This window comes from Pantoea sp. AS142, assembly GCF_037152305.1.
Lineage (GTDB): Bacteria > Pseudomonadota > Gammaproteobacteria > Enterobacterales > Enterobacteriaceae > Pantoea.
Map to the genome: position 1 here is coordinate 33,994 of NZ_JBBCMO010000006.1, position 20,449 is coordinate 54,442.

At 58.0% G+C, this 20,449-nt stretch carries 19 protein-coding genes and 2 pseudogenes; 14 read left to right on the plus strand and 7 right to left on the minus strand.

Going from position 1 to position 20,449, the window contains the following annotated elements; genetic code table 11:
• Positions 1-68: 68 nt before the first annotated feature.
• Positions 69-884: a sugar phosphate isomerase/epimerase family protein gene (locus WFO64_RS12505; RefSeq protein ID WP_337012130.1), complete on the plus strand. Its 816-nt coding sequence runs from the start codon at positions 69-71 to the stop codon at positions 882-884.
• Here WFO64_RS12505 and WFO64_RS12510 read toward each other — a convergent pair.
• The 3 genes from WFO64_RS12510 to WFO64_RS12520 all read right to left on the minus strand — a co-directional run bounded on the left by WFO64_RS12510 (position 881) and on the right by WFO64_RS12520 (position 2,718).
• Positions 881-1,486, minus strand: a complete 606-nt coding sequence (locus WFO64_RS12510) for an alpha/beta hydrolase (RefSeq protein WP_337012132.1) — start codon at positions 1,484-1,486, stop codon at positions 881-883. The genes WFO64_RS12505 and WFO64_RS12510 overlap by 4 nt on opposite strands.
• Before the next feature lie 23 nt (positions 1,487-1,509).
• A complete protein-coding gene (locus tag WFO64_RS12515; protein ID WP_337012487.1) occupies positions 1,510-2,451 on the minus strand; it encodes a glutathione S-transferase family protein in 942 nt (313 codons plus the stop codon).
• Between the two features lie 99 nt (positions 2,452-2,550).
• A complete protein-coding gene (locus tag WFO64_RS12520; protein ID WP_442956151.1) occupies positions 2,551-2,718 on the minus strand; it encodes a hypothetical protein in 168 nt (55 codons plus the stop codon).
• A gap of 141 nt (positions 2,719-2,859) precedes the next feature.
• Here WFO64_RS12520 and WFO64_RS12525 point away from each other — a divergent pair, with 141 nt between their 5' ends.
• On the plus strand, positions 2,860-3,984 hold the full coding sequence (locus WFO64_RS12525; RefSeq protein ID WP_337012134.1) for a GNAT family N-acetyltransferase: 1,125 nt from the start codon (positions 2,860-2,862) through the stop codon (positions 3,982-3,984).
• Here WFO64_RS12525 and WFO64_RS12530 read toward each other — a convergent pair.
• Positions 3,981-5,813 carry an ABC transporter ATP-binding protein gene (locus WFO64_RS12530; RefSeq protein WP_337012136.1) on the minus strand — a complete coding sequence of 611 codons (1,833 nt, stop codon included), beginning with the start codon at positions 5,811-5,813 and terminating at the stop codon, positions 3,981-3,983. The genes WFO64_RS12525 and WFO64_RS12530 overlap by 4 nt on opposite strands.
• 72 nt (positions 5,814-5,885) lie before the next feature.
• On the opposite strand from WFO64_RS12530, the gene WFO64_RS12535 reads away from it, so the two are divergent.
• Positions 5,886-6,386, plus strand: a complete 501-nt coding sequence (locus tag WFO64_RS12535; RefSeq protein WP_337012138.1) for a GNAT family N-acetyltransferase — start codon at positions 5,886-5,888, stop codon at positions 6,384-6,386.
• A 35-nt stretch (positions 6,387-6,421) separates the two neighbouring features.
• Here WFO64_RS12535 and WFO64_RS12540 read toward each other — a convergent pair.
• Positions 6,422-6,694 (minus strand): annotated as a pseudogene (locus WFO64_RS12540) (rhizopine-binding protein); the annotation flags it as partial.
• A 94-nt stretch (positions 6,695-6,788) separates the two neighbouring features.
• Here WFO64_RS12540 and WFO64_RS12545 point away from each other — a divergent pair.
• The 8 genes from WFO64_RS12545 to WFO64_RS12580 all read left to right on the plus strand — a co-directional run bounded on the left by WFO64_RS12545 (position 6,789) and on the right by WFO64_RS12580 (position 16,110).
• Positions 6,789-6,971 (plus strand): hypothetical protein, encoded by a 183-nt coding sequence (locus WFO64_RS12545; protein WP_337012140.1) that lies wholly within the window; start codon positions 6,789-6,791, stop codon positions 6,969-6,971.
• Positions 6,972-6,975: 4 nt separating this feature from the next.
• Positions 6,976-8,142 carry an HD-GYP domain-containing protein gene (locus tag WFO64_RS12550; RefSeq protein ID WP_337012142.1) on the plus strand — a complete coding sequence of 389 codons (1,167 nt, stop codon included), beginning with the start codon at positions 6,976-6,978 and terminating at the stop codon, positions 8,140-8,142.
• 108 nt (positions 8,143-8,250) lie between these two features.
• Positions 8,251-8,340 (plus strand): K(+)-transporting ATPase subunit F, encoded by a 90-nt coding sequence (kdpF, locus tag WFO64_RS12555; protein WP_010253443.1) that lies wholly within the window; start codon positions 8,251-8,253, stop codon positions 8,338-8,340.
• A complete protein-coding gene (kdpA, locus tag WFO64_RS12560; protein ID WP_337012144.1) occupies positions 8,340-10,028 on the plus strand; it encodes a potassium-transporting ATPase subunit KdpA in 1,689 nt (562 codons plus the stop codon). The genes kdpF and kdpA overlap by 1 nt, the downstream gene beginning before the upstream one ends.
• Positions 10,025-12,073 (plus strand): potassium-transporting ATPase subunit KdpB, encoded by a 2,049-nt coding sequence (gene kdpB / locus WFO64_RS12565; protein WP_337012146.1) that lies wholly within the window; start codon positions 10,025-10,027, stop codon positions 12,071-12,073. The genes kdpA and kdpB overlap by 4 nt, the downstream gene beginning before the upstream one ends.
• Positions 12,074-12,083: 10 nt before the next feature.
• The gene (kdpC, locus tag WFO64_RS12570; RefSeq protein WP_337012148.1) at positions 12,084-12,650 is read left to right on the plus strand and encodes a potassium-transporting ATPase subunit KdpC; all 567 of its coding nucleotides are present in this window, start codon (positions 12,084-12,086) and stop codon (positions 12,648-12,650) included.
• A gap of 226 nt (positions 12,651-12,876) precedes the next feature.
• Complete coding sequence (gene kdpD / locus WFO64_RS12575) at positions 12,877-15,552, plus strand: two-component system sensor histidine kinase KdpD (protein ID WP_337012150.1); 2,676 nt, start codon at positions 12,877-12,879, stop codon at positions 15,550-15,552.
• A gap of 54 nt (positions 15,553-15,606) precedes the next feature.
• Positions 15,607-16,110 (plus strand): TIGR00645 family protein, encoded by a 504-nt coding sequence (locus WFO64_RS12580; RefSeq protein WP_337012152.1) that lies wholly within the window; start codon positions 15,607-15,609, stop codon positions 16,108-16,110.
• 87 nt (positions 16,111-16,197) lie between these two features.
• On the opposite strand, the pseudogene WFO64_RS12585 reads toward WFO64_RS12580, so the two are convergent.
• Both WFO64_RS12585 and WFO64_RS12590 read right to left on the minus strand, forming a co-directional pair.
• Positions 16,198-16,335 (minus strand): annotated as a pseudogene (locus tag WFO64_RS12585) (LysR family transcriptional regulator); the annotation flags it as partial.
• 495 nt (positions 16,336-16,830) lie between these two features.
• Positions 16,831-17,334, minus strand: coding sequence for a DUF1543 domain-containing protein (locus WFO64_RS12590; RefSeq protein WP_337012154.1), 504 nt, complete (start codon positions 17,332-17,334; stop codon positions 16,831-16,833).
• Between the two features lie 312 nt (positions 17,335-17,646).
• On the opposite strand from WFO64_RS12590, the gene WFO64_RS12595 reads away from it, so the two are divergent.
• The 3 genes from WFO64_RS12595 (at position 17,647) to WFO64_RS12605 (ending at position 20,425) form a co-directional block, all read left to right on the plus strand.
• Positions 17,647-18,993: a cation:proton antiporter gene (locus tag WFO64_RS12595; protein WP_337012156.1), complete on the plus strand. Its 1,347-nt coding sequence runs from the start codon at positions 17,647-17,649 to the stop codon at positions 18,991-18,993.
• A 22-nt stretch (positions 18,994-19,015) separates the two neighbouring features.
• A complete protein-coding gene (locus WFO64_RS12600; protein ID WP_337012158.1) occupies positions 19,016-19,360 on the plus strand; it encodes a hypothetical protein in 345 nt (114 codons plus the stop codon).
• A gap of 168 nt (positions 19,361-19,528) precedes the next feature.
• Positions 19,529-20,425, plus strand: coding sequence for an alpha/beta hydrolase (locus WFO64_RS12605; protein ID WP_337012160.1), 897 nt, complete (start codon positions 19,529-19,531; stop codon positions 20,423-20,425).
• The last annotated feature ends 24 nt before the right edge of the window (positions 20,426-20,449 follow it).

The following is a 20,449-nucleotide window of genomic DNA, read 5'->3' on the forward strand; positions in this document are numbered from 1 at the left end:
AGATTCCGCATCTGCGGGCAGCGAAGCTGAACGTCACCGATTATTCCGGACGATTAAGGAGCCGAACAATGCGAACCAACCCCACATTCCTTAACCTGGTGTTGTTAAACGGTGAACCCGGCCAGAAGCTCCAGGCGGCGCGCGACGCCGGTTTCGGGCAGGTGGAAATCTGGCGCGAGGATGTCGAGGCGTGCGAGGGCGGTGCGGCGGCGCTCGCTGAGATTGCCGCCCGGCAGGGGTCCGGCTTTACCAATCTCCAGGTGCTGCGCGATTTCACCGGCGCCCCCAGCGCGCTGCGCGGACAGAAGCGCGAAGAGCTGCGTCAGTTTATTCAGATAGCTCAGGCTCTGGGCTGCGACACCATTCAGGCGCCGGCCAGCACCCGTGAGGATTGCTGCGCTGACCAGATTGATGATGACCTGCGCTGGATGGCGTCTGAAGCCGCGCGCTACAATATGCGCATTATGTATGAGCCGATGGCCTGGTGCAGCGTGGACAACACACTGCCGCTGGCGTGGCAGCGATTGCAGCGGCTCGACCAGCCCAATATCGGGCTGGTGGTCGATCTTTTCCATATCTGCGCGCTGGGGGGCGACGCCTCGCAGCTGGACGGCATTCCCGCCGATCGCATCTATGAAGTGCAGCTGTGTGATATGGCCGCCATTCCCGGGCAGGATAAGCAAAGCCTGATGGCGATGGCGAAGCACCAGCGTCTGCTGCCCGGCGATGGCATTATCGACATTAAACGCTTTGTCGATAAGCTCAAAAGCGCGGGCTATCAGGGGCCGGTGGGAATCGAAGTCTTTAATGATGCGCTGAAACGCCTGCCGCCCGATGTAGCAGCCCATCGTGCCTGGCAGGCATTAAACCGCTACTGGGGTTAATCCTGTAAGCACTGCGCGATAAACGCGGCGGCGTGCATGGCGCCCTGGGCGGAGATAGTATGGCCGGTGGCGGGTTCAAATCGCGCCTCGACCGGCACCGCCGCGGCTCTGAGCCGTGCCGCAGCAGAGTCGCTCTCCTGCCACGGGATCACCTCATCGGCCTGGCCGTGGATCAGCAGCGCGGGCAGATGGGGTTGCGGTGTCAGTTCACCGTCAATCGCCAGACGACCGGAAAAGGCGACCACGCCTGCCAGCGGATAACGGCCAGACGCCAGCGCATCCAGCGCCATGATCGACCCCTGTGAAAAGCCGACCAGCACCACATCCTGCCAGCGGTCGCCGAAGCCGTGCCGGGCGACGATTTCGCTCAGGGTCGCGTCAAACGCGGCCCGTGCCGCCCGCACCCGACCTGGCCGGTTCTCTGGCGTCACCTCTGTCAGGCTGAACCACTGATAGCCAAAGCCTGCGGCAAAACGTTCGGGCGCATTGGGTGAGGCAAAAATCACATCCGGCAACAGCGTCGCCCAGTGACGGCCAATCGGTGCCAGATCGTCGCCGTTACTGCCCACGCCATGCAGAAAAATTACCAGTGCTTTTGCCATCATTGCTCCTTTAGCTTATGCCCTTAAAAACCGTACTCACTCAGATCCGGGCCAGCCGGAACGATCCCGTTCGGGTTTAGCGCCTTGATCGAGTAGTAACCCTGTTTGATATGATCGATGCTGACCGCCTCCCGCACGCCGGAAACGGACAACATGCTTTTAAGATAGCGATTCAGCAACGTATAGTCGCGTATCCGGCGCAGATTGCATGTGAACAGGCCATGATAGGCGACGTCAAAGCGAATCAGGGGCACGAACAGGCGAATATCCGTTTCAGTCAGCCGTTCCCCCAGCAGGAAGGTGCGACCATCGCTGAGCAGGGCTTCCAGTTCGTCGAGCTGGCTGAAGACATCATTAAATGCCTGCTGATAGCTGATCGATGTAGTCGCGAACCCGGCGCGATAGACACCGTTATTCAAACGCGGATAGAGGCTCTCATTCAGCGCGGCAATCTCGGTGCGCAGCGTGGCGGGGTAGAGGTCGATGCAGTTATCGGCCAGATCGCCAAAGCCGTTGTTAAACATGCGCACAATATCAGCGGACTCGTTGCTGACGATAGTGCTGGTTTTCTTGTCCCACAATACTGGCACGGTGGCCCGGCCCGTATAATCGGGCGCGGCGCGGGTATAGATTTCATGGAGGTATTGCGCATTATTCAGCGGATCCTGCTGTGCGCCTGGGAAATTGCCGAAGCGCCAGCCCTGGGCACCGGGTTGTGGTTCAACGACCGTCACACCAATCAGCGATTCCAGCTCTTTGAGTTTACGAGCGATCAACGCACGTGATGCCCACGGGCAGATCAGCGCCACATAGAGATGGTAGCGATCAGGTTCGCCAGCAAATTCAGTGGAGCCATCGCTGCTGATAACGTGTCGAAAACCGGATGTCTGGCGGACAAAGCCGCCCTGTTTATCCGTAGCCTGTACAGGATGCCAGTCACTACTCCACTTGCCTTCAATTAACAGCGCGGCACTCCTCTTTTAATTTCATGAGGAGCTTAACTGATGACTAAACGGCTGATAATGCGGTCAGAAAGATAATCTTTTCTTCCATTATGGAAGAAATTACAGGGGCGGAAAGCGGGTAAAGTGGGTCACCAGAAAGTCGATGAGCAGGCGCGCCCGGTGTGCCCAATGGCGGGCGGGCGAATAAACCGCAAGCAGGCCAAGCGGTGGTGTGTCAAAGGTTTCCAGCACCGTGACAAACATCCGGTCACAATCGAGTCGACCCATGGCGAAGTCCTGTGGGGATAACGTCGCAGTAGAGAAACTGAGGCCAGGCGATGCAGCCTTCACTTTGCGTGCCTTTACCCTTTCGCTGGCACGTAAAACCTGCTTGACTGAATCTCAGCCCGACGTTGCCTGGAGTATTTCATGTCACTGATTCACCTGACGTCACTGGCGGCGATCCCGGCCGCCGAGTGGGATGCGCTGTTGCCTGATGACCAGCCATTTTTGCGCCACGCCTTTCTTCTCACCTTAGAGGAGAGCGGCAGCGTGCGGCCCCAATCGGGCTGGCAGCCTGATCATCTGCTGTGGCGAGAAAATGGCGTGACCCGCGCTGCGCTGCCGGGCTACCAGAAATATCATTCTCAGGGCGAGTATGTCTTTGATCACGCCTGGGCGGATGCCAGCCAGCGTGCCGGGATCCGCTACTACCCGAAATGGCTGGGGGCGATTCCCTTCAGTCCGGTCAGCGGCGCGCGCCTGCTGGGGGAAACCGCTGCTGCCGCGCAGTTGCTGTCGGCCCTGCCGGATAGCCTGTTGCAGCAGGGCTTAAGCGGCGCGCACATCAACTTTACCGATGCGCAGGCAAACCAGCTGCTGGCCGCTCAGCCTGACTGGCTCTCACGGCTTGGTTGTCAGTATCACTGGCATAACCGTGGCTACCGCGATTTTCAGGATTTCCTGGAGTCGCTGATGTCGCGCAAACGCAAACAGCTGCGTAAAGAGCGAGAGCAGGTGGCGCAGAGTGGCTTTGTGTTTGACCGCTATCGCGGTGATCAGCTGCGCGAAGATCAGTGGGATTTTGTCTACACCTGCTATGCCAACACCTATGCGGTACGCGGTCAGCGGCCTTATCTGACGCGCGATTTCTTCAGTCTGCTGGCGGAACGCATGCCGCAGAATATTGTGGTGGTGATCGCCCGCCTGCAGCAGCAACCGGCGGCGATGGCCTTTTATCTGCGGGACAGCCACTCGCTCTATGGTCGCTACTGGGGCTGTCTGGCGGAGTTTGACCGGCTGCACTTCGAAACCTGTTTCTATCAGGGGATGGATTTCGCCCTCGATGAAGGGCTGACGCGGTTTGATGCGGGGGCGCAGGGCGAGCACAAGCTGGTGCGCGGCTTTGAGCCGCAGATTACTCACTCCTGGCACTACCTGCTGCATCCTGGCTTGCGCGATGCGGTGGCCGATTTTCTGGTGCAGGAGCGGGAGGGCGTACGCGGCTGGGCGGAAGAAGCGCGCGACGCCTTACCCTATCGGCGTGGCGATTAATCGATGCCGACAAACCCGCCGGTCTGATGCTGCCACAACCGGGCATAGAGACCGTTTTTCGTCAGCAGCTCGTGATGACTGCCCATCTCAGCAATACCGCCTTTATCCAGCACCACCAGTCGATCCATCTTCGCGATGGTCGACAGGCGGTGTGCAATAGCGATAACGGTTTTACCCTGCATCAGTGACTCCAGGCTCTCCTGAATGGCGGCTTCCACTTCAGAGTCGAGTGCCGAGGTGGCCTCATCCATGATCAGAATCGGCGCATCCTTCAGCAGCACGCGGGCAATCGCCACACGCTGACGCTGACCGCCCGACAGTTTCACGCCGCGCTCGCCCACGTGCGCGTCCAGCCCGGTGCGGCCCAGCGAGTCGGAGAGCAGCGGAATAAATTCATCGGCCCGGGCGCGGTGAATGGCAAGCGCCAGCTCTTCCTCGCTGGCATTGGGGCGACCATAAAGCAGGTTTTCACGGATTGAGCGGTGCAGCAGCGAGGTATCCTGGGTAATCATGCCAATCTGGCTGCGCAGGCTCTCCTGCGTCACGGCGGCGATATCCTGATCGTCGATCACAATCCGCCCACCGTTCAGGTCATAAAGGCGCAGCAGCAGGTTCACCAGCGTGGATTTACCCGCACCCGAAGGACCAATCAGACCAATCTTCTCGCCGGGCTTAATGTCGAGGTTAAAGCCGTTGATCACCTGACGGCCACCGCCATAATCGAAGCGCACATCTTCAAAACGGATGTTGCCGCGCGCCACCTTAAGCTGCTTCGCCTGCGGTGCATCCTGCACGCTCAGCGGTTGCGCAATGGTATTCAGGCCATCCTGCACCATGCCGATATTTTCAAAGATGCCGTTGACCACCCACATGATCCAGCCAGACATATTCACCAGGCGGATCACCAGACCGGTCGCCAGCGCAATCGCCCCGACGCTTATCAGCGACTGACTCCACAACCATAATGCCAGGCCGGAGGTTGAGACAATCAGCAGACCGTTCAGCGCCGATAGCGTCAGATCCATGCTGGTGACCATGCGGCTGGCATGCTGGGTTTTATCGGTCTGCTCCTGAATCGCCTCGCGGGCGTACTGACGTTCCAGATCGCTGTGGGCGAACAGCTTGATGGTGGCGATGTTGGTGTAGCCGTCAACAATGGTTCCCATCAGCTTTGAGCGCGCTTCCGAGGAGACCACTGAGCGCGCCTTGACGCGCGGCACAAAGAAACGCAGCGAGGCGCTGTAGGCCACCATCCACAGAATCAGCGGGATCATCAGCCGCCAGTCGGCACCGGCAAACAGCACCAGCGAGGTCACGGCGTAGATCAGCACATGCCAGATGGCATCCACCAGTTGTACGGCGGAATCACGCAGTGAATTGCCGGTCTGCATAATGCGCTGGGCGATGCGACCGGCGAAATCGCTCTGAAAGAAGTTGAGGCTCTGGCGCAGCACGTAGTTGTGATTCTGCCAGCGAATCATGCTGGTCATACTCGGGCTGATGCTCTGATGCACCAGCATGTCGTGCAGGGCGATAAAAATCGGTCGCAGAATCAGCGCCACCGCCCCCATCCACAGCAGGATGGGCCAGTTATCCCGGAACAGGGTGGCGGGTGTGGAGTGATTGACCATATCGATAATGCGGCTCAGGTAGCTGAACAGCGATACTTCGATCAGGGCTGAAGCCAGCCCCACCACCAGTAGCGCGGCAAAACTGGGCCAGACCTGACGCAGATAATAGAGGTAAAACGACCAGACCGTTGAGGGTGGCGAATCGGTGGGCGCGTCATGAAAAATATTGATAAAACGCTCAAAACGACGATACAACATAGCGATACTCTTTCCGTCCGGTAAAGAGCTACAGCTTAGTGCATGAATCCCGTTCGGCTAAAAGGAGAAAATATGGAAATCATTATCCGGGCACGAGAACCGCAGGACGCTGCCGCCTATCAGCGGCTCTACAGTCATCCCGACGTCTATCCCTGGACCCTGCAGTTGCCGTTTCCCAGCGTTGCCACCTGGGAGAAAAAATTCGCCAGAATGGATGCCGAAGGGTTTATCGCCTTTGTGGCGGAAATTGATGGTGCGCTGGCCGGTGAGCTAACGTTGTTTGTGGATAACAAACCGCGCACCCGCCACTGCATCAGTTTTGGGCTGGGCGTCAATCCCGATTTTGCCGGTCGCGGCGTTGGCGAACGATTGATCCGCACCGCGCTCGACTACTCACGTAACTGGCTGGGGATCACCCGTATGCAGCTTGAGGTGTTTCACGACAACGAACGTGCGCTGCGGCTCTATGCGCGGCTGGGCTTTGAGCGGGAAGGGGTGATGCAGCAGGCCGCACTCCGCGACGGTCAGCTATGTGATGTGGTGATCATGGCGAAGCTGCTGCACGAGAAGTGATAACCGGAGCGGCAGCACTGCCGCTCCGCCTTGCCTTACGGATTTTTAGTGCTGGATTGCTGCATGTTCTGCTGCGTCACCCGTTCAAACGGGATCCACTGGTGGGAATCGACTTTTTCCCCTTTGCTCATCTGCTGCGCCACCCCGACCAATTTTTTGTCCTGACCCACGGCAGCCTGGAACACGGTGACGGCCAGTTTGCCGCTTGACCGTGCTTTCCGGCCATCCGGCGTGGCATCAAAGCCGCCCCCCATAAGGGTTTTCTTCGGTTTCGCCTGGGCAATCGCCATTTTGTCGTTGTTGGCGGACTGTTACGTGATCGCTTCGGAGCTAAAAAGATGTATGGCCTCACGCCGGCCCTCTGGTCACGCCTGACGGATATGTGAAAAGCCGTCATCTTTCATGAATGATGACGGCTTTTTTGTACTGCTCAGTCTGGACCTGCACGCTGTTCTGACGCTTTCTCTGAAGGAGTTCACCTCTCCTCTGACCACTCACCAGACCGTCGCCTCCGCACAAAACAGCCTGAAGAATATTTGTCCAGCTGCCGATATCACCTTATCACCCGCTGATATTAAGGAGTAATAGCGTGATAAAGCTGATTACCATTGATGAATTGCGGCCAGGGATGTTTATCCACAAGCTGGAGGTCTGGTGGATTAAAGACCAGCGCATGCATAATCAGATGCTGATCACCGATCCACGGCAAATCGCCACGTTACGCAGTGAAGGGATCCGCCAGCTCTGGATCGACCTTGCTCGATCCGTACAGGCGCCGATCGCCTCCTCGGTCGCGAAAAGAACCATTGGGCGGACCCCGTTTTTTCAGGAACTGGATCAGGCACAGCTGATCTTTCAGCAGGGCAAACCCAAACTGCTGGCGATGTTCAACGAGGCGCGATTGGGTAACGGCCTGAAGCTGGACTACATGATGGAGCTGGTGGATGAAATCGCCGGCTCAATCACGCGTGAACCCTCAGCGATGCTGAGCGTGGCGCGGCTGAAAAATCATGATGACTATACCTACCTGCACTCAATGGCGGTCTGCGGGCTGATGATCGCGCTGGGCAAAAAGCTCGGGCTGGATGAGCAGCAGCTGCGCCGGGTGGGCATGGGGGGGTTACTGCATGATGTCGGTAAAGCAGCCGTCCCGCTGGCGATCCTGAACAAAGCGGGCAAGCTGACCGAAGAGGAGTTCAGGGTGATGCGTGAGCATCCGGTGGTCGGCACGCAGATGCTGATAGAAGCCAACGCCGATGACGATCTGCTCGATATCGCCCTGCATCATCATGAGAAATATGATGGCAGCGGCTATCCGCACCGCCTGAAAGGCGAGGCGATTTCGTTCTACGCCCGCATGGCGGCGGTGTGTGATGTCTATGATGCCGTAACCTCGACCCGTTCCTATCGCAACGGCTGGACACCCGCGGAGGCGATGCACCAGATGCTAAGCTGGCGCGGCCATTTCGATCCTGGCGTGCTGCACACTTTCGTGCGGACTATCGGCATCTATCCGGTGGGATCGCTGGTGCGTCTGGCTTCCGGCCGGGTGGCGCTGGTGGTAAAAGCGGGTGAAAAATCGCTGATGCGTCCCTGTGTTCATGTCTTCTGGTCGCTGCACGCCCAGCGTGAAGTAAAACCGGAAGAGCTTGACCTCGGCGACAGCTTCTGCACCGACAGCATTGTGGGCGCAGAAGACAGCACGCTGTGGGGTAATGTCGATCTCAATCGTATCTGGGCGTTGGAAGTCGCCTGATTCTTCGCCATTTTTACACTATTTTTATGCCCGCCCGCTGCATTTTAACCCCTTCTTTATACTTCTCCGCGCAAGCTAAGCCACAAATCCAATCCTCTGGAGGTTCCTGTGAGCGTGGGCGTAATAACCGGCATTGTGCTGGTGGTGTTGTTACTGGGCTATCTGATCTATGCCCTGTTAAATGCGGAGGCGTTCTGATGGCGGCCAATGCTTTTTTGCTCATCGCATTTTATCTGGTGCTGCTGATGGTGCTGGCGCAGCCGCTCGGACGGCGTCTGGCGTCGTTAGTGGCTGACAAGCCAGTGTTTGCCTGCCTGGAAGCGCCGCTGTGGCGACTGCTGGGCGCGCAACAGTCGGACATGCGCTGGCCGCACTACCTGCTGGCCATCCTGCTCTTTAATGCGCTGGGTTTCGTGGTGCTGCTGGCCATATTGCTGTTGCAGGGCGCGCTGCCGCTGAATCCACAGCAGATGCCAGGACTGAGCTGGCATCTGGCGCTAAACACCGCCGTGAGCTTCGTGACCAATACCAACTGGCAGTCCTACAGCGGCGAAAGCACCCTGAGCTATTTCAGTCAGATGGTGGGCCTGACGGTGCAGAACTTCCTCTCTGCCGCGACCGGTATCGCCGTGGCGTTTGCGCTAATCCGTGGCTTCGCCAGTCGCAGCAGCGCGACGCTGGGTAACGCCTGGCGCGACCTGACGCGCATCACGCTCTATGTCTTACTGCCCATCAGCCTGCTGATCGCGCTGTTCTTTGTCAGTCAGGGCAGCATTCAGAACGTTGCGCCTTATCACAGCGTCTCTACGCTGGAAGGTGTGCAGCAGACCCTGTCGATGGGGCCGGTGGCGTCGCAGGAAGCGATCAAAATGCTGGGCACCAACGGTGGCGGCTTCTTTAACGCCAACTCCGCCCATCCGTTTGAAAACCCGACCGTGCTGACTAACCTGGTGCAGATGCTGAGTATCTTCCTGATCCCGGCAGCGCTCTGTTTTGCGTTTGGCGAAAGCGTGCGTGACCGTCGTCAGGGTCACATGCTGCTGTGGGCAATGACGCTGATATTTGTGGCGGCGGTGGCGGTCGTGATGTGGGCCGAACTGCAGGGCAACCCGCATTTCCTTCCGTTGGGGGCCGACAGCGCCGTCAACATGGAAGGTAAAGAAACACGCTTTGGCATGCTTAACAGCAGCCTGTTCGCGGTCATCACCACCGCGGCTTCCTGCGGTGCGGTCAATGCCATGCACGACTCCTTTACCGCGCTGGGCGGCATGGTGCCGATGTGGCTGATGCAGCTAGGCGAGGTCGTGTTTGGCGGCGTCGGTGCCGGTCTCTACGGCATGCTGCTGTTTGTGCTGCTGGCGGTGTTTATCGCCGGACTGATGATTGGCCGTACCCCGGAGTTCCTGGGCAAAAAAGTCGATGTGTGGGAGATGAAAATGACCGCGCTGGCGATTCTGGTTACCCCGGCGCTGGTGCTGATCGGCACCGCACTGGCGATGATGACTGACGCCGGACGCAGTGCCATGGCGAACCCAGGAATTCACGGCTTCAGCGAAGTGCTCTACGCGGTCTCCTCGGCGTCCAACAACAACGGCAGCGCCTTTGCCGGACTAAGTGCCAACACGCCGTTCTGGAACCTGTTACTGGCGGTCTGCATGCTGCTGGGACGCTTTGGCATCATCATTCCGGTAATGGCGATTGCTGGTGCGATGGCGGTGAAAAAAGTGCAGCCGGTGGGTAATGGCACGCTGCCCACCCACGGTCCGCTGTTTATTGCCCTGCTAATCGGCACAGTGCTGCTGGTGGGTGCACTGACCTTTATTCCTGCTCTGGCGCTGGGCCCGGTGGCTGAGCATCTGCAACTTGTTCAGGGACAATCCTCATGAGTCGTCAACAACTGGCGTTATTTGACGCAGCGCTGCTGCGTACCTCGGCCTGGGATGCGGTGAAAAAGCTCGATCCTCGGGTGCAGTTCCGTAACCCGGTGATGTTTGTGGTCTGGCTCGGCAGCATTCTGACCACGCTGCTGGCGCTGGCGATGCTGACCGGCCGCCTCAGCGGCAGCGCCAGCTTTACCGGGGCGATTGCGCTCTGGCTCTGGTTTACCGTGCTGTTCGCCAATCTGGCGGAGGCGCTGGCAGAAGGACGCAGTAAAGCCCAGGCCAGCAGCCTGAAAAAGGTGAAAAAGACCCACTTTGCCAAAAAACTGTCAGCGGCGCGCTATGGCGCCGAATGGCAGCAGGTGGGCGCCGATCAGCTGCGCAAAGGCGACGCGGTACTGGTAGAAGCGGGCGACATCATTCCCTGCGACGGTGAAGTGATGGAGGGCGGAGCCTCGGTGGATGAGAGCGCCATTACCGGTGAGTCCGCACCCGTGATCCGCGAATCGGGCGGTGACTTTGCCTCTGTCACCGGCGGTACCCGCATTCTCTCTGACTGGCTGGTGATCACCTGTAGTGCCAACCCCGGCGAAACCTTCCTTGACCGGATGATCGCCATGGTGGAAGGCGCGAAACGCCGCAAAACCCCGAATGAGATCGCCCTGACCATCCTGCTGGTGTCACTGACCATCGTGTTCCTGCTGGCGACCGTCACGCTCTGGCCGTTCTCGGCGTGGAGCGGAACGCCGGTCAGCATCACCGTGCTGGTGGCGCTGCTGGTCTGTCTGATCCCAACCACTATCGGCGGCTTGCTGTCGGCGATTGGCGTAGCGGGGATGAGCCGGATGCTGGGTGCTAACGTGATCGCCACCAGCGGTCGGGCGGTCGAAGCGGCAGGCGATGTGGATGTGCTGATGCTGGACAAAACCGGCACCATCACGCTGGGTAACCGTCAGGCAACGCAGTTTCTGCCCGCGCCGGGCATGAGCGAAGAGCAACTGGCGGACGCTGCACAGCTCGCCTCGCTGGCCGATGAGACACCAGAAGGCCGCAGCATCGTGGTGCTGGCGAAACAGCGATTTAATCTGCGTGAACGCGATCTCAGCAGCATGGGCGCGAGCTTTATTCCGTTCTCAGCGCAGACCCGCATGAGTGGCGTGAACGTGCAGGACCGACTGATCCGCAAAGGCGCGGTCGATGCGGTGCGCCGCCATATCGAAGCGAGTCATGGCCGTTTCCCTGCCGGGGTTAATGCGCAGGTGGAAGAGGTGGCACGCAGCGGCGGTACGCCGCTGGTGGTGGCCGAGGGCGCGACCGTGCTGGGCGTGGTGGCGCTGAAAGATATCGTGAAAGGCGGCATCAAAGAGCGCTTTGCCGAGCTGCGCAAAATGGGCATTAAAACGGTGATGATCACCGGCGATAATCCGCTGACCGCCGCGGCGATTGCAGCGGAAGCGGGCGTGGATGACTTTCTCTCCGAGGCGACGCCGGAAGCCAAGCTGGCGCTGATCCGCCAGTATCAGGCGGAAGGGCGGTTAGTGGCGATGACCGGCGACGGCACCAACGATGCGCCTGCACTGGCGCAGGCGGATGTGGCGGTGGCGATGAACTCCGGTACGCAGGCGGCGAAAGAGGCGGGCAACATGGTCGATCTCGACTCAAACCCGACCAAGCTGCTGGAAGTGGTGCACATCGGTAAACAGATGCTGATGACGCGCGGATCGCTGACCACCTTCAGTATCGCCAACGACGTGGCGAAATATTTCGCCATTATTCCGGCGGCATTTGCGGCGACCTGGCCACAGCTCAACATGCTTAACGTAATGCACCTGCACTCGCCCGCCAGCGCCATTCTGTCGGCGGTGATTTTTAACGCCCTGGTGATTATTTTCCTGATCCCGCTGGCTCTGAAAGGCGTCAGCTATCGCCCACTGAGTGCGGCTGCACTGCTGCGCCGCAATCTGCTGATTTATGGTCTGGGTGGCCTGTTGGTGCCGTTTGTCGGCATCAAAGCGATCGATCTGCTGTTAGTGTTTTCAGGCATGGCCTGAGGAGAAAAAAATGAGTCAGTTACGTCCGGCAATTTTACTGTTGTTGCTGCTTACGCTTGTCACTGGCGTGGTTTATCCTTTGCTCACCACCGGTCTGGCGCAGTGGCTGTTTCCGGCCCAGGCCAGTGGCTCGCTGCTGAAGAAGGATGGCGTGGCGTACGGGTCCGCGCTGATTGGCCAGCACTTTACCCAGCCCAACTATTTCTGGGGCCGCCCTTCAGCCACCAGGGATAAACCGTATAACCCGCTCTCATCAGGGGGCAGCAATCTGGCCGCCAGCAACCCGGCGCTGGACAAAACGGTAGCAGAACGCGTCGCTGCGCTACGGGCCGCGAATCCGCAGGCTCCTGCCGCCGTGCCGGTTGAGCTGGTCACCGCCTCTGCCAGCGGGCTGGACCCGGATATTTCGCCACACGCTGCCCTTTGGCAGGCACCGCGTATCGCCGCCAGCCGTCAGCTGCCGGTGGCGCAGGTCGAGGCGCTGATCGAAAAGATGACGCATCGTCCGCTGCTGCCCTTCCTCGGCACGCCGACCCTCAACGTGTTGCAGCTGAATAGGGCGCTCAACGAACTGTAATGGTGTTAAGAGCCTATCCCATTAGGCTATTTTATTTGTCAGTCTGAACCTGGGCAGTGCTCACACAGGCTGCGTTAGCAACCTGAGCGCCCGTCAGGGCGGCCCTGAAGGGGCGAGCGCATCGAGTAATCCTCACGTACTACGTGTACGCTCCGGTTGTTCCGCGCTGTCCGTGTCCAGACTGTCTGCAACAATTACGCCTACTGGCATAGGCTCTAAGGAAGCGATGAACCACGAACCCCAGCGTCCCGATCCCGACGCGCTGCTGCAGGCGAACCGCGAAACGCATCGCGGGCAGCTGAAGATTTACTTTGGCGCCTGTGCTGGCGTGGGCAAAACCTACGCCATGCTGCAGGAGGCGCAACGGCTGCGTGCGCAGGGTCTGGATGTGTTGATCGGCGTGGTGGAGACGCATGACCGGCCGGAAACCGCGCAGCTGTTGACAGGGTTAACCCTGCTGCCGCGTCGCGCGACCGGTCGCTCACGTCATGCGGAGTTTGATCTCGATGCCGCGCTGGCTCGCCATCCAGCGGTAATCCTGATGGATGAGCTGGCGCACACCAACGTGCAGGGTTCACGCCATCCCAAGCGCTGGCAGGATATCGAGGAGCTGCTGGAAGCGGGCATTGACGTCCTGACCACCGTCAACGTGCAGCATCTTGAAAGCCTCAACGATGTGGTAGGCGGCGTGACCGGCATTCAGGTGCGCGAAACCGTACCCGATCCCTTTTTCGACAGTGCTGACGAGGTGGTGCTGGTCGATCTGCCGCCCGACGATCTGCGGCAGCGGCTGAAAGAGGGCAAAGTTTACATTGGCGATCGTGCGGAACGCGCCATCGAAAACTTTTTCCGCAAAGGTAATCTGTTCGCCCTGCGTGAGCTGGCCCTGCGCCGCACCGCCGATCGGGTGGATGATCAGATGCGCGCCTGGCGCGATCAGCAGGGGCGGGATCGCGTCTGGCATACCCGCGACGCCATTCTGCTGTGCATTGGCGACGACAGCGGCAGTGAAAAGCTGGTGCGTACCGCCGCCCGACTGGCGGCGCGGCTCGGCAGTGAATGGCACGCGGTCTATGTCGAAACGCCCCGGCTTAACCGGCTACCGGAAGCGCGGCGACGGGCGATTCTGCGCACGTTACAGCTGGCGCAGGAGCTGGGCGCAGAAACCGCCACGCTCTCTGAGCCGGATGAAGCCGAAGCGGTACTGCGTTACGCACGCGAACATAATCTGGGCAAAATTGTTACCGGCCGTCGCCCGCTGCGGCGCTGGCGGCGTGACAGTTTTGCCGAACGGCTGGGCCAGCTCGGCCCTGATCTCGACCTGCTGGTGGTGGCGCTGGATGAGCCGCTGAAGGATGCGCCACATCCGCTGCCGGAGGGGGGCGTCACCAGCGAAAAATGGCGTATTCAGCTGCGCGGCGTAATCATGGCGCTGGTGCTCTGTATTCTTGTCACCGTGGCCGGACAGTCGGTGCTGATCAGTTTCGATCCCGCCAACTGCGTAATGATCTACCTGCTGGCGGTGGTGATCGTGGCGCTGCGTTATGGCCGCTGGCCGTCGGTTATCGCCACGGTGATGAATATCGTCGCCTTTGACCTGTTCTTTGTTGCGCCTACCGGCACGGTGGCGGTCTCTGACCTGCAATATCTGGTGACCTTTGGCGTGATGCTGGCGGTGGGCGTGATCGTCGGCAATCTCACGGCCGGCGTGCGCTATCAGGCGCGGGTGGCGCGCTACCGTGAGCAACGGGCGCGCCAGCTCTATGAGATGGCGAAATCGCTGGGCACTGCGTTAACGCCGCAGGATATCGCCGCCGCCAGCCAGCGGGTACTCGACGCCACGTTACAGGCGCGTTGCCTGCTGTTGCTGCCGGATGAGCAGGGCGAACTGCAACCGGTGGGCGATGCGTTACCGGCCAGCGAGCCGGATCGCGCGATTGCCAAATGGAGTTACAGCAAAGGCCAGCCAGCGGGCGCGGGCACCGATACCTTACCGGCGGTGCCTTATCAGATTCTGCCACTGAAAAGCGGCGCGCACTGCCGTGGTCTGCTGGTGGTGGAGCCGCAGAACCTGCGTCAGCTGATGATCCCCGAGCAGCAGCGGTTGGTGGAGACCTTTACGGTGCTGATTGCTAACGCGCTGGAGCGCATGGCGCTGTCGCACAGCGAGGCGGCGTCCCGGCTCTCGGCGGAGCGTGAACAGCTGCGCAATGCGCTGCTGTCAGCGCTGTCGCACGACCTGCGCACCCCGCTGACCGTGCTGTTTGGTCAGGCGGAAATGCTGATGCTCGACCTGGCCAGCGACAACTCAAAATATGTGCCGCAGGCCAGTCAGATCCGTGAGCAGACGCTGAGCACCATCCGGCTGGTGAGCAACATGCTGGATATGGCGCGCATTCAGTCTGGCGGCCTCAATCTGCGTGAAGAGTGGCTGGCGCTGGAAGAGGTGGTTGGCGGGGCACTGAGCAGCATGGGGCCGTCGCTGAAAGGGCATGAGGTTCAGCTCGATCTGCCGGACGATATCGTGCTGATCAAAGGCGACAGCACGCTGCTGGAGCGGGTCTTCACGAACCTGATTGAGAACAGCCTGAAGTATGCCGGTAATTGTGCACCGCGCGGCATTCGCGCCTGGCGTGCAGCAACACGGCTGGAAATTGCGGTCTGGGATGGCGGGCCGGGTATTGCCGAAGGGGAGTTAAGCCGGATATTCGATAAATTCTCACGGGGTGATAAAGAGTCGGCAGTGCCGGGCGTCGGGCTGGGTCTGGCGATCTGTAAAACCATTATCGAGAGCCACGGCGGCCAGATCTGGGCAGAGAACCGGCCCGAAGGCGGCGCGGCATTTCGTCTGTCGCTGCTATTGCCGCCGGTCCCGGAAATTTCTGACGAAGGGCTGAAATAACTTCACAGTTGATCGGTTATACTCCCGAACCTGTTTGATAACTTGTGGGATTGTATGGAACGTTTTACCGAAAACCTGATGTATGCATCGCGCTGGTTGCTGGCCCCGGTTTACATTGGACTTTCGCTGGGATTACTGGCGCTGACCATTAAATTTTTCCAGGAAATTTTCCACCTGCTGCCCAACATTTTCAGCATTGCGGAAAATGATTTGATCCTGCTGCTGCTGTCGCTGGTGGATATGACGCTGGTTGGCGGCCTGCTGGTGATGGTGATGCTGTCGGGTTATGAGAACTTTATCTCTAAGCTCGATATCGACGAAGACAAAGAGAAGCTGAGCTGGCTGGGCAAAATGGACTCCGGCTCGCTGAAGAATAAAGTTGCCGCCTCTATCGTCGCCATCTCTTCGATTCACCTGCTGCGGGTGTTTATGGAAGCGCGTAACGTCGAAAACGACAAGCTGATGTGGTACGTGATTATCCACCTGACCTTTGTGCTCTCCGCCTTTGTGATGGGCTGGCTGGATCAGATGTCGCGCAGCGACAAAAAAGCGAAGTAACCTCGCTGGCGACCCGCTGACGCGGGCGCCTGCTCTCTCCTTTCTGCTCCCCTCCCCTGAACGTCCTGCTGGCTTAGCTGGCTGCAATGCCGGGCGCGTGCCCGACAGTTGCGGCATCACCTCTTTGATCATGGCAAAAAAATGTTGCAGCCTGGCCGGGTAATAACTCGCTCAGGGATAGGTCAGCCACACCGACAGCGGCGGGGCCTGCCACGCGGGCATCAACCCGTTCAACGGGCGGCTGCTGCGCCATCAGGTGCGGGGCGGCCACCACAATGCGTGACACTACTGCGAAACATTAGAGCATCTTTCACGCGTTATAATGACTTCCCCCGCATAATACGCTTGAAGATCACTATACGAGGGGCGTTCCGGCAACCGCAGGTTCATTGATTAAAGCTATAAATCCAAAAGAAATTGTTGGCCAACATCGTTTCCTGCATTTTCAGTAACAAGTCTGAGACACTACGTCTTCGCAGATAATCCCTGAACGAGTAGATAGTATTTGACCCGATCCTGGCAATAGCATCACTCATTAGTAACTAACTTCGTTATGCAAAATAATGCGCAATACTGATAATAAAGTGAAAAATTTAAAAATGACCATTCGATTCAGCTAACTTCGCCTGCCATTTTCGATCTAAAGAATAATGGCTAGCGAAGTATGTAAAAATGCATAATTTTTTAATAATCTAATTTAATGCAATGGATATCGTTAATTTAAATTCCTATAGGTTGATAACCTTGCCATTCCGGGATGTTGCGACTTCCGGTATTACACAGAGAAAGATGTATATATAGGTCACCAACTTTCTCAAGTAGTAAACAATCATCAACATCTTTCAAATTATCTTTATGCTGATGATCGGTGCCGCAAAGAAGCATTTTTAATGCTTTCTTTTTGGCATCTTGAGCATTTTCAGCAACAAATAAGTCGAACTCATGTAGTTCTGCTAATGTTTCAGGCCGATATCCTCCCGCATTCACGAAGAATAGCTTTTTATGATATCGTGATGGTTCTGAAGAAAGTGAAATAGAATATCCATCAGCCCAGGTAACCCTGATATAACCATCGATATGAATTTTGTCACTATCGCCAAACCAAGCTTCCCTTAACGCAGGCCAGGCATCTCTTGGTTTCTCAGCAGCAACGAACTGAATATCATGTACTTCAATATTAGACTTCCCAGCGTTTCCACCAATATAGAACATAAATAAGTTCATGAGAATCTTCTCCAAATCTCGTGATCGTAAAAATAAATTATATAGAATCAGGAGTAAATATAAATTAATAAAATTTGCTTCAGCCGTGGGAGGATTCCATAGCTTCTTACTTTGTTTCATCTCTGCTATAGGCGCTGGAAATCAGGAGAACATTTTTTGAACCCTTAGGCACATATGGGCGCTCGTAATACACTCCAGTCTACCTGCCATTCGGCGGTTGATGAATTGAGTTTTATTGACATCAAACACAACTGCACGCCCGTCAAAAAATGTGCCAGGCTTATTCATAAACCCGAAATAATCTGGAGTGTTATGAACTTTTTAGCCTGGACAGCCGCGACGGGCGGCCTTCTGCTGCTGATGTCGCTGGCTTCTGGTTGGATTCACCGGGGGCCAGTCACCTCATTTGGTCTGTTCCTTATCGCCGGTATTCTGTGTGGCCCCTGGGGATTTAATGTTATCCACGTTGATATCGTCACCCATTCCGAAGTCGTGGCCCATATCACGGAAATCACCATGGCCGCCTCGCTGTTTATCACCGGCCTGAAGCTGCGTCTGCCGCTGCAGAACAACTGCTGGCACACCGGGTTGAAACTGGCTTTTCCCGCCATGCTGCTTACCGTGGCCGCGATGACCCTGCTGGCGCACTTCCTGGTGGGATTAGACTGGCCGATTGCGCTGGCGTTTGGTGCCATTGTCGCGCCGACCGATCCGGTGCTGGCGAGCTTGATCTCGGTCAACGATGCACAGGATGATGATTCGCTGCGCGTGGCGATCTCCAGCGAAGCGGGCATGAACGATGGCTCCGCGCTGCCCCTGCTGATGCTGGCGCTGCTGCTGTTTAATGGCGAGAGCCTGAGCGGGGCGATGCTGGCGCACTGGGGGGCGGTAGAGGTGCTCTGGGCGATTGGCGGCGGTCTGGTCATCGGTTTTGTTCTTGGGCAGTTGATCGGTCTGCTGGCGACCCGACTGCGCAATGCCAATGGCGATGTCGCGCCCAATGATTTCCTGGCGCTGGCGCTGATTGCGCTGAGTTATTCGCTGGTACAGTGGATGGGTGCCTCCGGCTTCCTGGCCGCCTTTGCCGCCGGACTGGGGTTACGCCGCGCCGAGCTTGGCGTGTTCCGTCGCCATCAGCCGGAAGGTCTTTCTGACGCTGAGCGCGTATTGCCCTCTGAGGCGCTGGTGAATCCCAACAAACGTCTGGCGCATCAGGGCGATAATAATATGGTGAAGTCGATTGGATTTGTGGTAGGCGACGCACTCTCTTTTGGCGATACTATTGAACGTTTACTGGCGGCTGGCATGATGGTGGTGCTGGGCGTCACACTGGCGCAGCACTGGAACATTTACGGCGTGCTGCTCGGGCTGGTGCTGTTTGTGGTGGTGCGACCGCTGGCCGTCTGGCTGGTCACGCTACGCGCCGGACTGCCGCTGGGACAGCGTCTGCTGATTGGCTGGCTGGGTATCCGGGGAATTGGCAGCCTCAACTACATCGCCTATGCCTGGACGCATGGCATGGAAGGCCCGCAGATGGAAATTATGACGAATATGGCGTTAACGCTGGTGGTCTGCAGCGTGGTGGTCCACGGTATCACCGTGTCGCCGCTGCTGAACTGGCGTCAGAAGCGCCTTGAAGCCCTTCAGCGCAAGGTTTAACCCGAACTCACAGGAGTTAAGAATGAAAGTCACTCAGATAGTGCTGCTGAGCATCCTCGCCTCCGGCAGCGCGCTGGCGGCGGACGACACTGACACGGAGCAGAATGTCTACGCCAGCCAGTTATGCCACATTGTCAGCGGCGAAAAAAAAGTCGCCAGTGCGGATGACTATGTCGAACAGATGAAATCGACCGTGGCACGCAGTCAGTCGCCATCGGCGATGAATCAGCCCGAGTTTGATGAAGAGTCTGCGCGTGAAGTGGCCAGTGCCTGGCTGCAGCTGGGTGACGATGAGCGTGCCAAACTGCGCGTCAACGAACAGCAGTGTGAGCAGGCCGTGATGGCACAGTTCCAGCAGGAAGATTAACTGCACGGGATAAGATAAAAACGCGCCTGCCGGGCGCGTTTTTTTATGGCTTTTCAGGGGCTATTGCGTACATAATCGCCAGCCATGGCACCAGACTTGCATCTGTTGATTCTTCTGAAGCATGCCGCAACGGTTTGCTCACTCTTCTGGCATCACATAACAGGCATTATGATTACGCGTCGACGCTTTATTCTCGGCACGGGAGCGCTCGGGCTCTCCATGACCACCGGCAAATTATTTGCCCGCGATGACATTATTCCCCTCTGGCCGGACGATCCGCCCGGCGGTGGCGGCCCATCGGGTCAGTTGCATATCACCAGCAACGGTTCCTGGTCCAATGTCGTCAGCCCGGCGATTCAGCGGTTTAAACCGGAAAATCCCAATGGCGAAGCGGTATTGATCGCCGCAGGCGGCGGTTATCGCTGGATCGGCATGGGACGCGAAGCCTGGCCAGTAGCGCACTGGCTTAATGCCAATGGCTATACCGCCTATGTGCTCAGCTATCGGCTGCCGCACGAGAAGTGGCAGGCGGGTCGGCTGGCACCACTTCAGGATGCACAGCGCGCCATCCGGCTGGTGCGTTCTTTTGAGCGCAAGGTGCATGTGCTGGGCTTCTCAGCGGGTGGGCATCTGCTGGGGATGGCGGCGGCGCGACCGGACTTTGAATCCTATCCGGCCATCGACCCGCTGGATGAAGTGGTGCCCAAAGTCGACAGCGTGGGCCTGATCTATCCGGTCATCACCCTGGAAGCGCCTTATCAACACACTAACACGCATCTGATGATGGTCGGCAAAAATGCCACGCCACAGGATGAGGCGAACTGGTCTGTGCAGAACTACGTGACCCGGCAATATCCGCCAACATTTCTGGCACAGGCCGAAGACGATCACACCTCAAATCCGTTTAATACCGAGCTGATGCGCGACACCTGTCGCCGTAACCGCGTGCCGGTTGAGCTGATTCAGATCAGCAAAGGCGGGCATGGATTTGGTCTTGGCAAAGCCGGAACGCCAGCAGCGTTATGGGATCAGGCTTATGTACGTTGGTTGGATCGCGTGAGCTGAGTTGCACTGGTGCGGTGCGTCGCT

What these genes read in the sequence shown, in the direction of transcription:
- WFO64_RS12525 (WP_337012134.1), top strand. Translation starts at nt 2,860, where the DNA reads ATGTCACTGATTCACCTGACGTCACTGGCGGCGATCCCGGCCGCCGAG.
- WFO64_RS12510 (WP_337012132.1), bottom strand. Translation starts at nt 1,486, where the DNA reads ATGGCAAAAGCACTGGTAATTTTTCTGCATGGCGTGGGCAGTAACGGC.
- WFO64_RS12580 (WP_337012152.1), top strand. Translation starts at nt 15,607, where the DNA reads ATGGAACGTTTTACCGAAAACCTGATGTATGCATCGCGCTGGTTGCTG.
- WFO64_RS12505 (WP_337012130.1), top strand. Translation starts at nt 69, where the DNA reads ATGCGAACCAACCCCACATTCCTTAACCTGGTGTTGTTAAACGGTGAA.
- kdpD (WP_337012150.1), top strand. Translation starts at nt 12,877, where the DNA reads ATGAACCACGAACCCCAGCGTCCCGATCCCGACGCGCTGCTGCAGGCG.
- kdpA (WP_337012144.1), top strand. Translation starts at nt 8,340, where the DNA reads ATGGCGGCCAATGCTTTTTTGCTCATCGCATTTTATCTGGTGCTGCTG.
- WFO64_RS12600 (WP_337012158.1), top strand. Translation starts at nt 19,016, where the DNA reads ATGAAAGTCACTCAGATAGTGCTGCTGAGCATCCTCGCCTCCGGCAGC.
- WFO64_RS12605 (WP_337012160.1), top strand. Translation starts at nt 19,529, where the DNA reads ATGATTACGCGTCGACGCTTTATTCTCGGCACGGGAGCGCTCGGGCTC.
- WFO64_RS12520 (WP_442956151.1), bottom strand. Translation starts at nt 2,718, where the DNA reads ATGGGTCGACTCGATTGTGACCGGATGTTTGTCACGGTGCTGGAAACC.
- WFO64_RS12595 (WP_337012156.1), top strand. Translation starts at nt 17,647, where the DNA reads ATGAACTTTTTAGCCTGGACAGCCGCGACGGGCGGCCTTCTGCTGCTG.
- kdpB (WP_337012146.1), top strand. Translation starts at nt 10,025, where the DNA reads ATGAGTCGTCAACAACTGGCGTTATTTGACGCAGCGCTGCTGCGTACC.
- WFO64_RS12590 (WP_337012154.1), bottom strand. Translation starts at nt 17,334, where the DNA reads ATGAACTTATTTATGTTCTATATTGGTGGAAACGCTGGGAAGTCTAAT.
- kdpC (WP_337012148.1), top strand. Translation starts at nt 12,084, where the DNA reads ATGAGTCAGTTACGTCCGGCAATTTTACTGTTGTTGCTGCTTACGCTT.
- WFO64_RS12545 (WP_337012140.1), top strand. Translation starts at nt 6,789, where the DNA reads ATGAATGATGACGGCTTTTTTGTACTGCTCAGTCTGGACCTGCACGCT.
- WFO64_RS12530 (WP_337012136.1), bottom strand. Translation starts at nt 5,813, where the DNA reads ATGTTGTATCGTCGTTTTGAGCGTTTTATCAATATTTTTCATGACGCG.
- WFO64_RS12535 (WP_337012138.1), top strand. Translation starts at nt 5,886, where the DNA reads ATGGAAATCATTATCCGGGCACGAGAACCGCAGGACGCTGCCGCCTAT.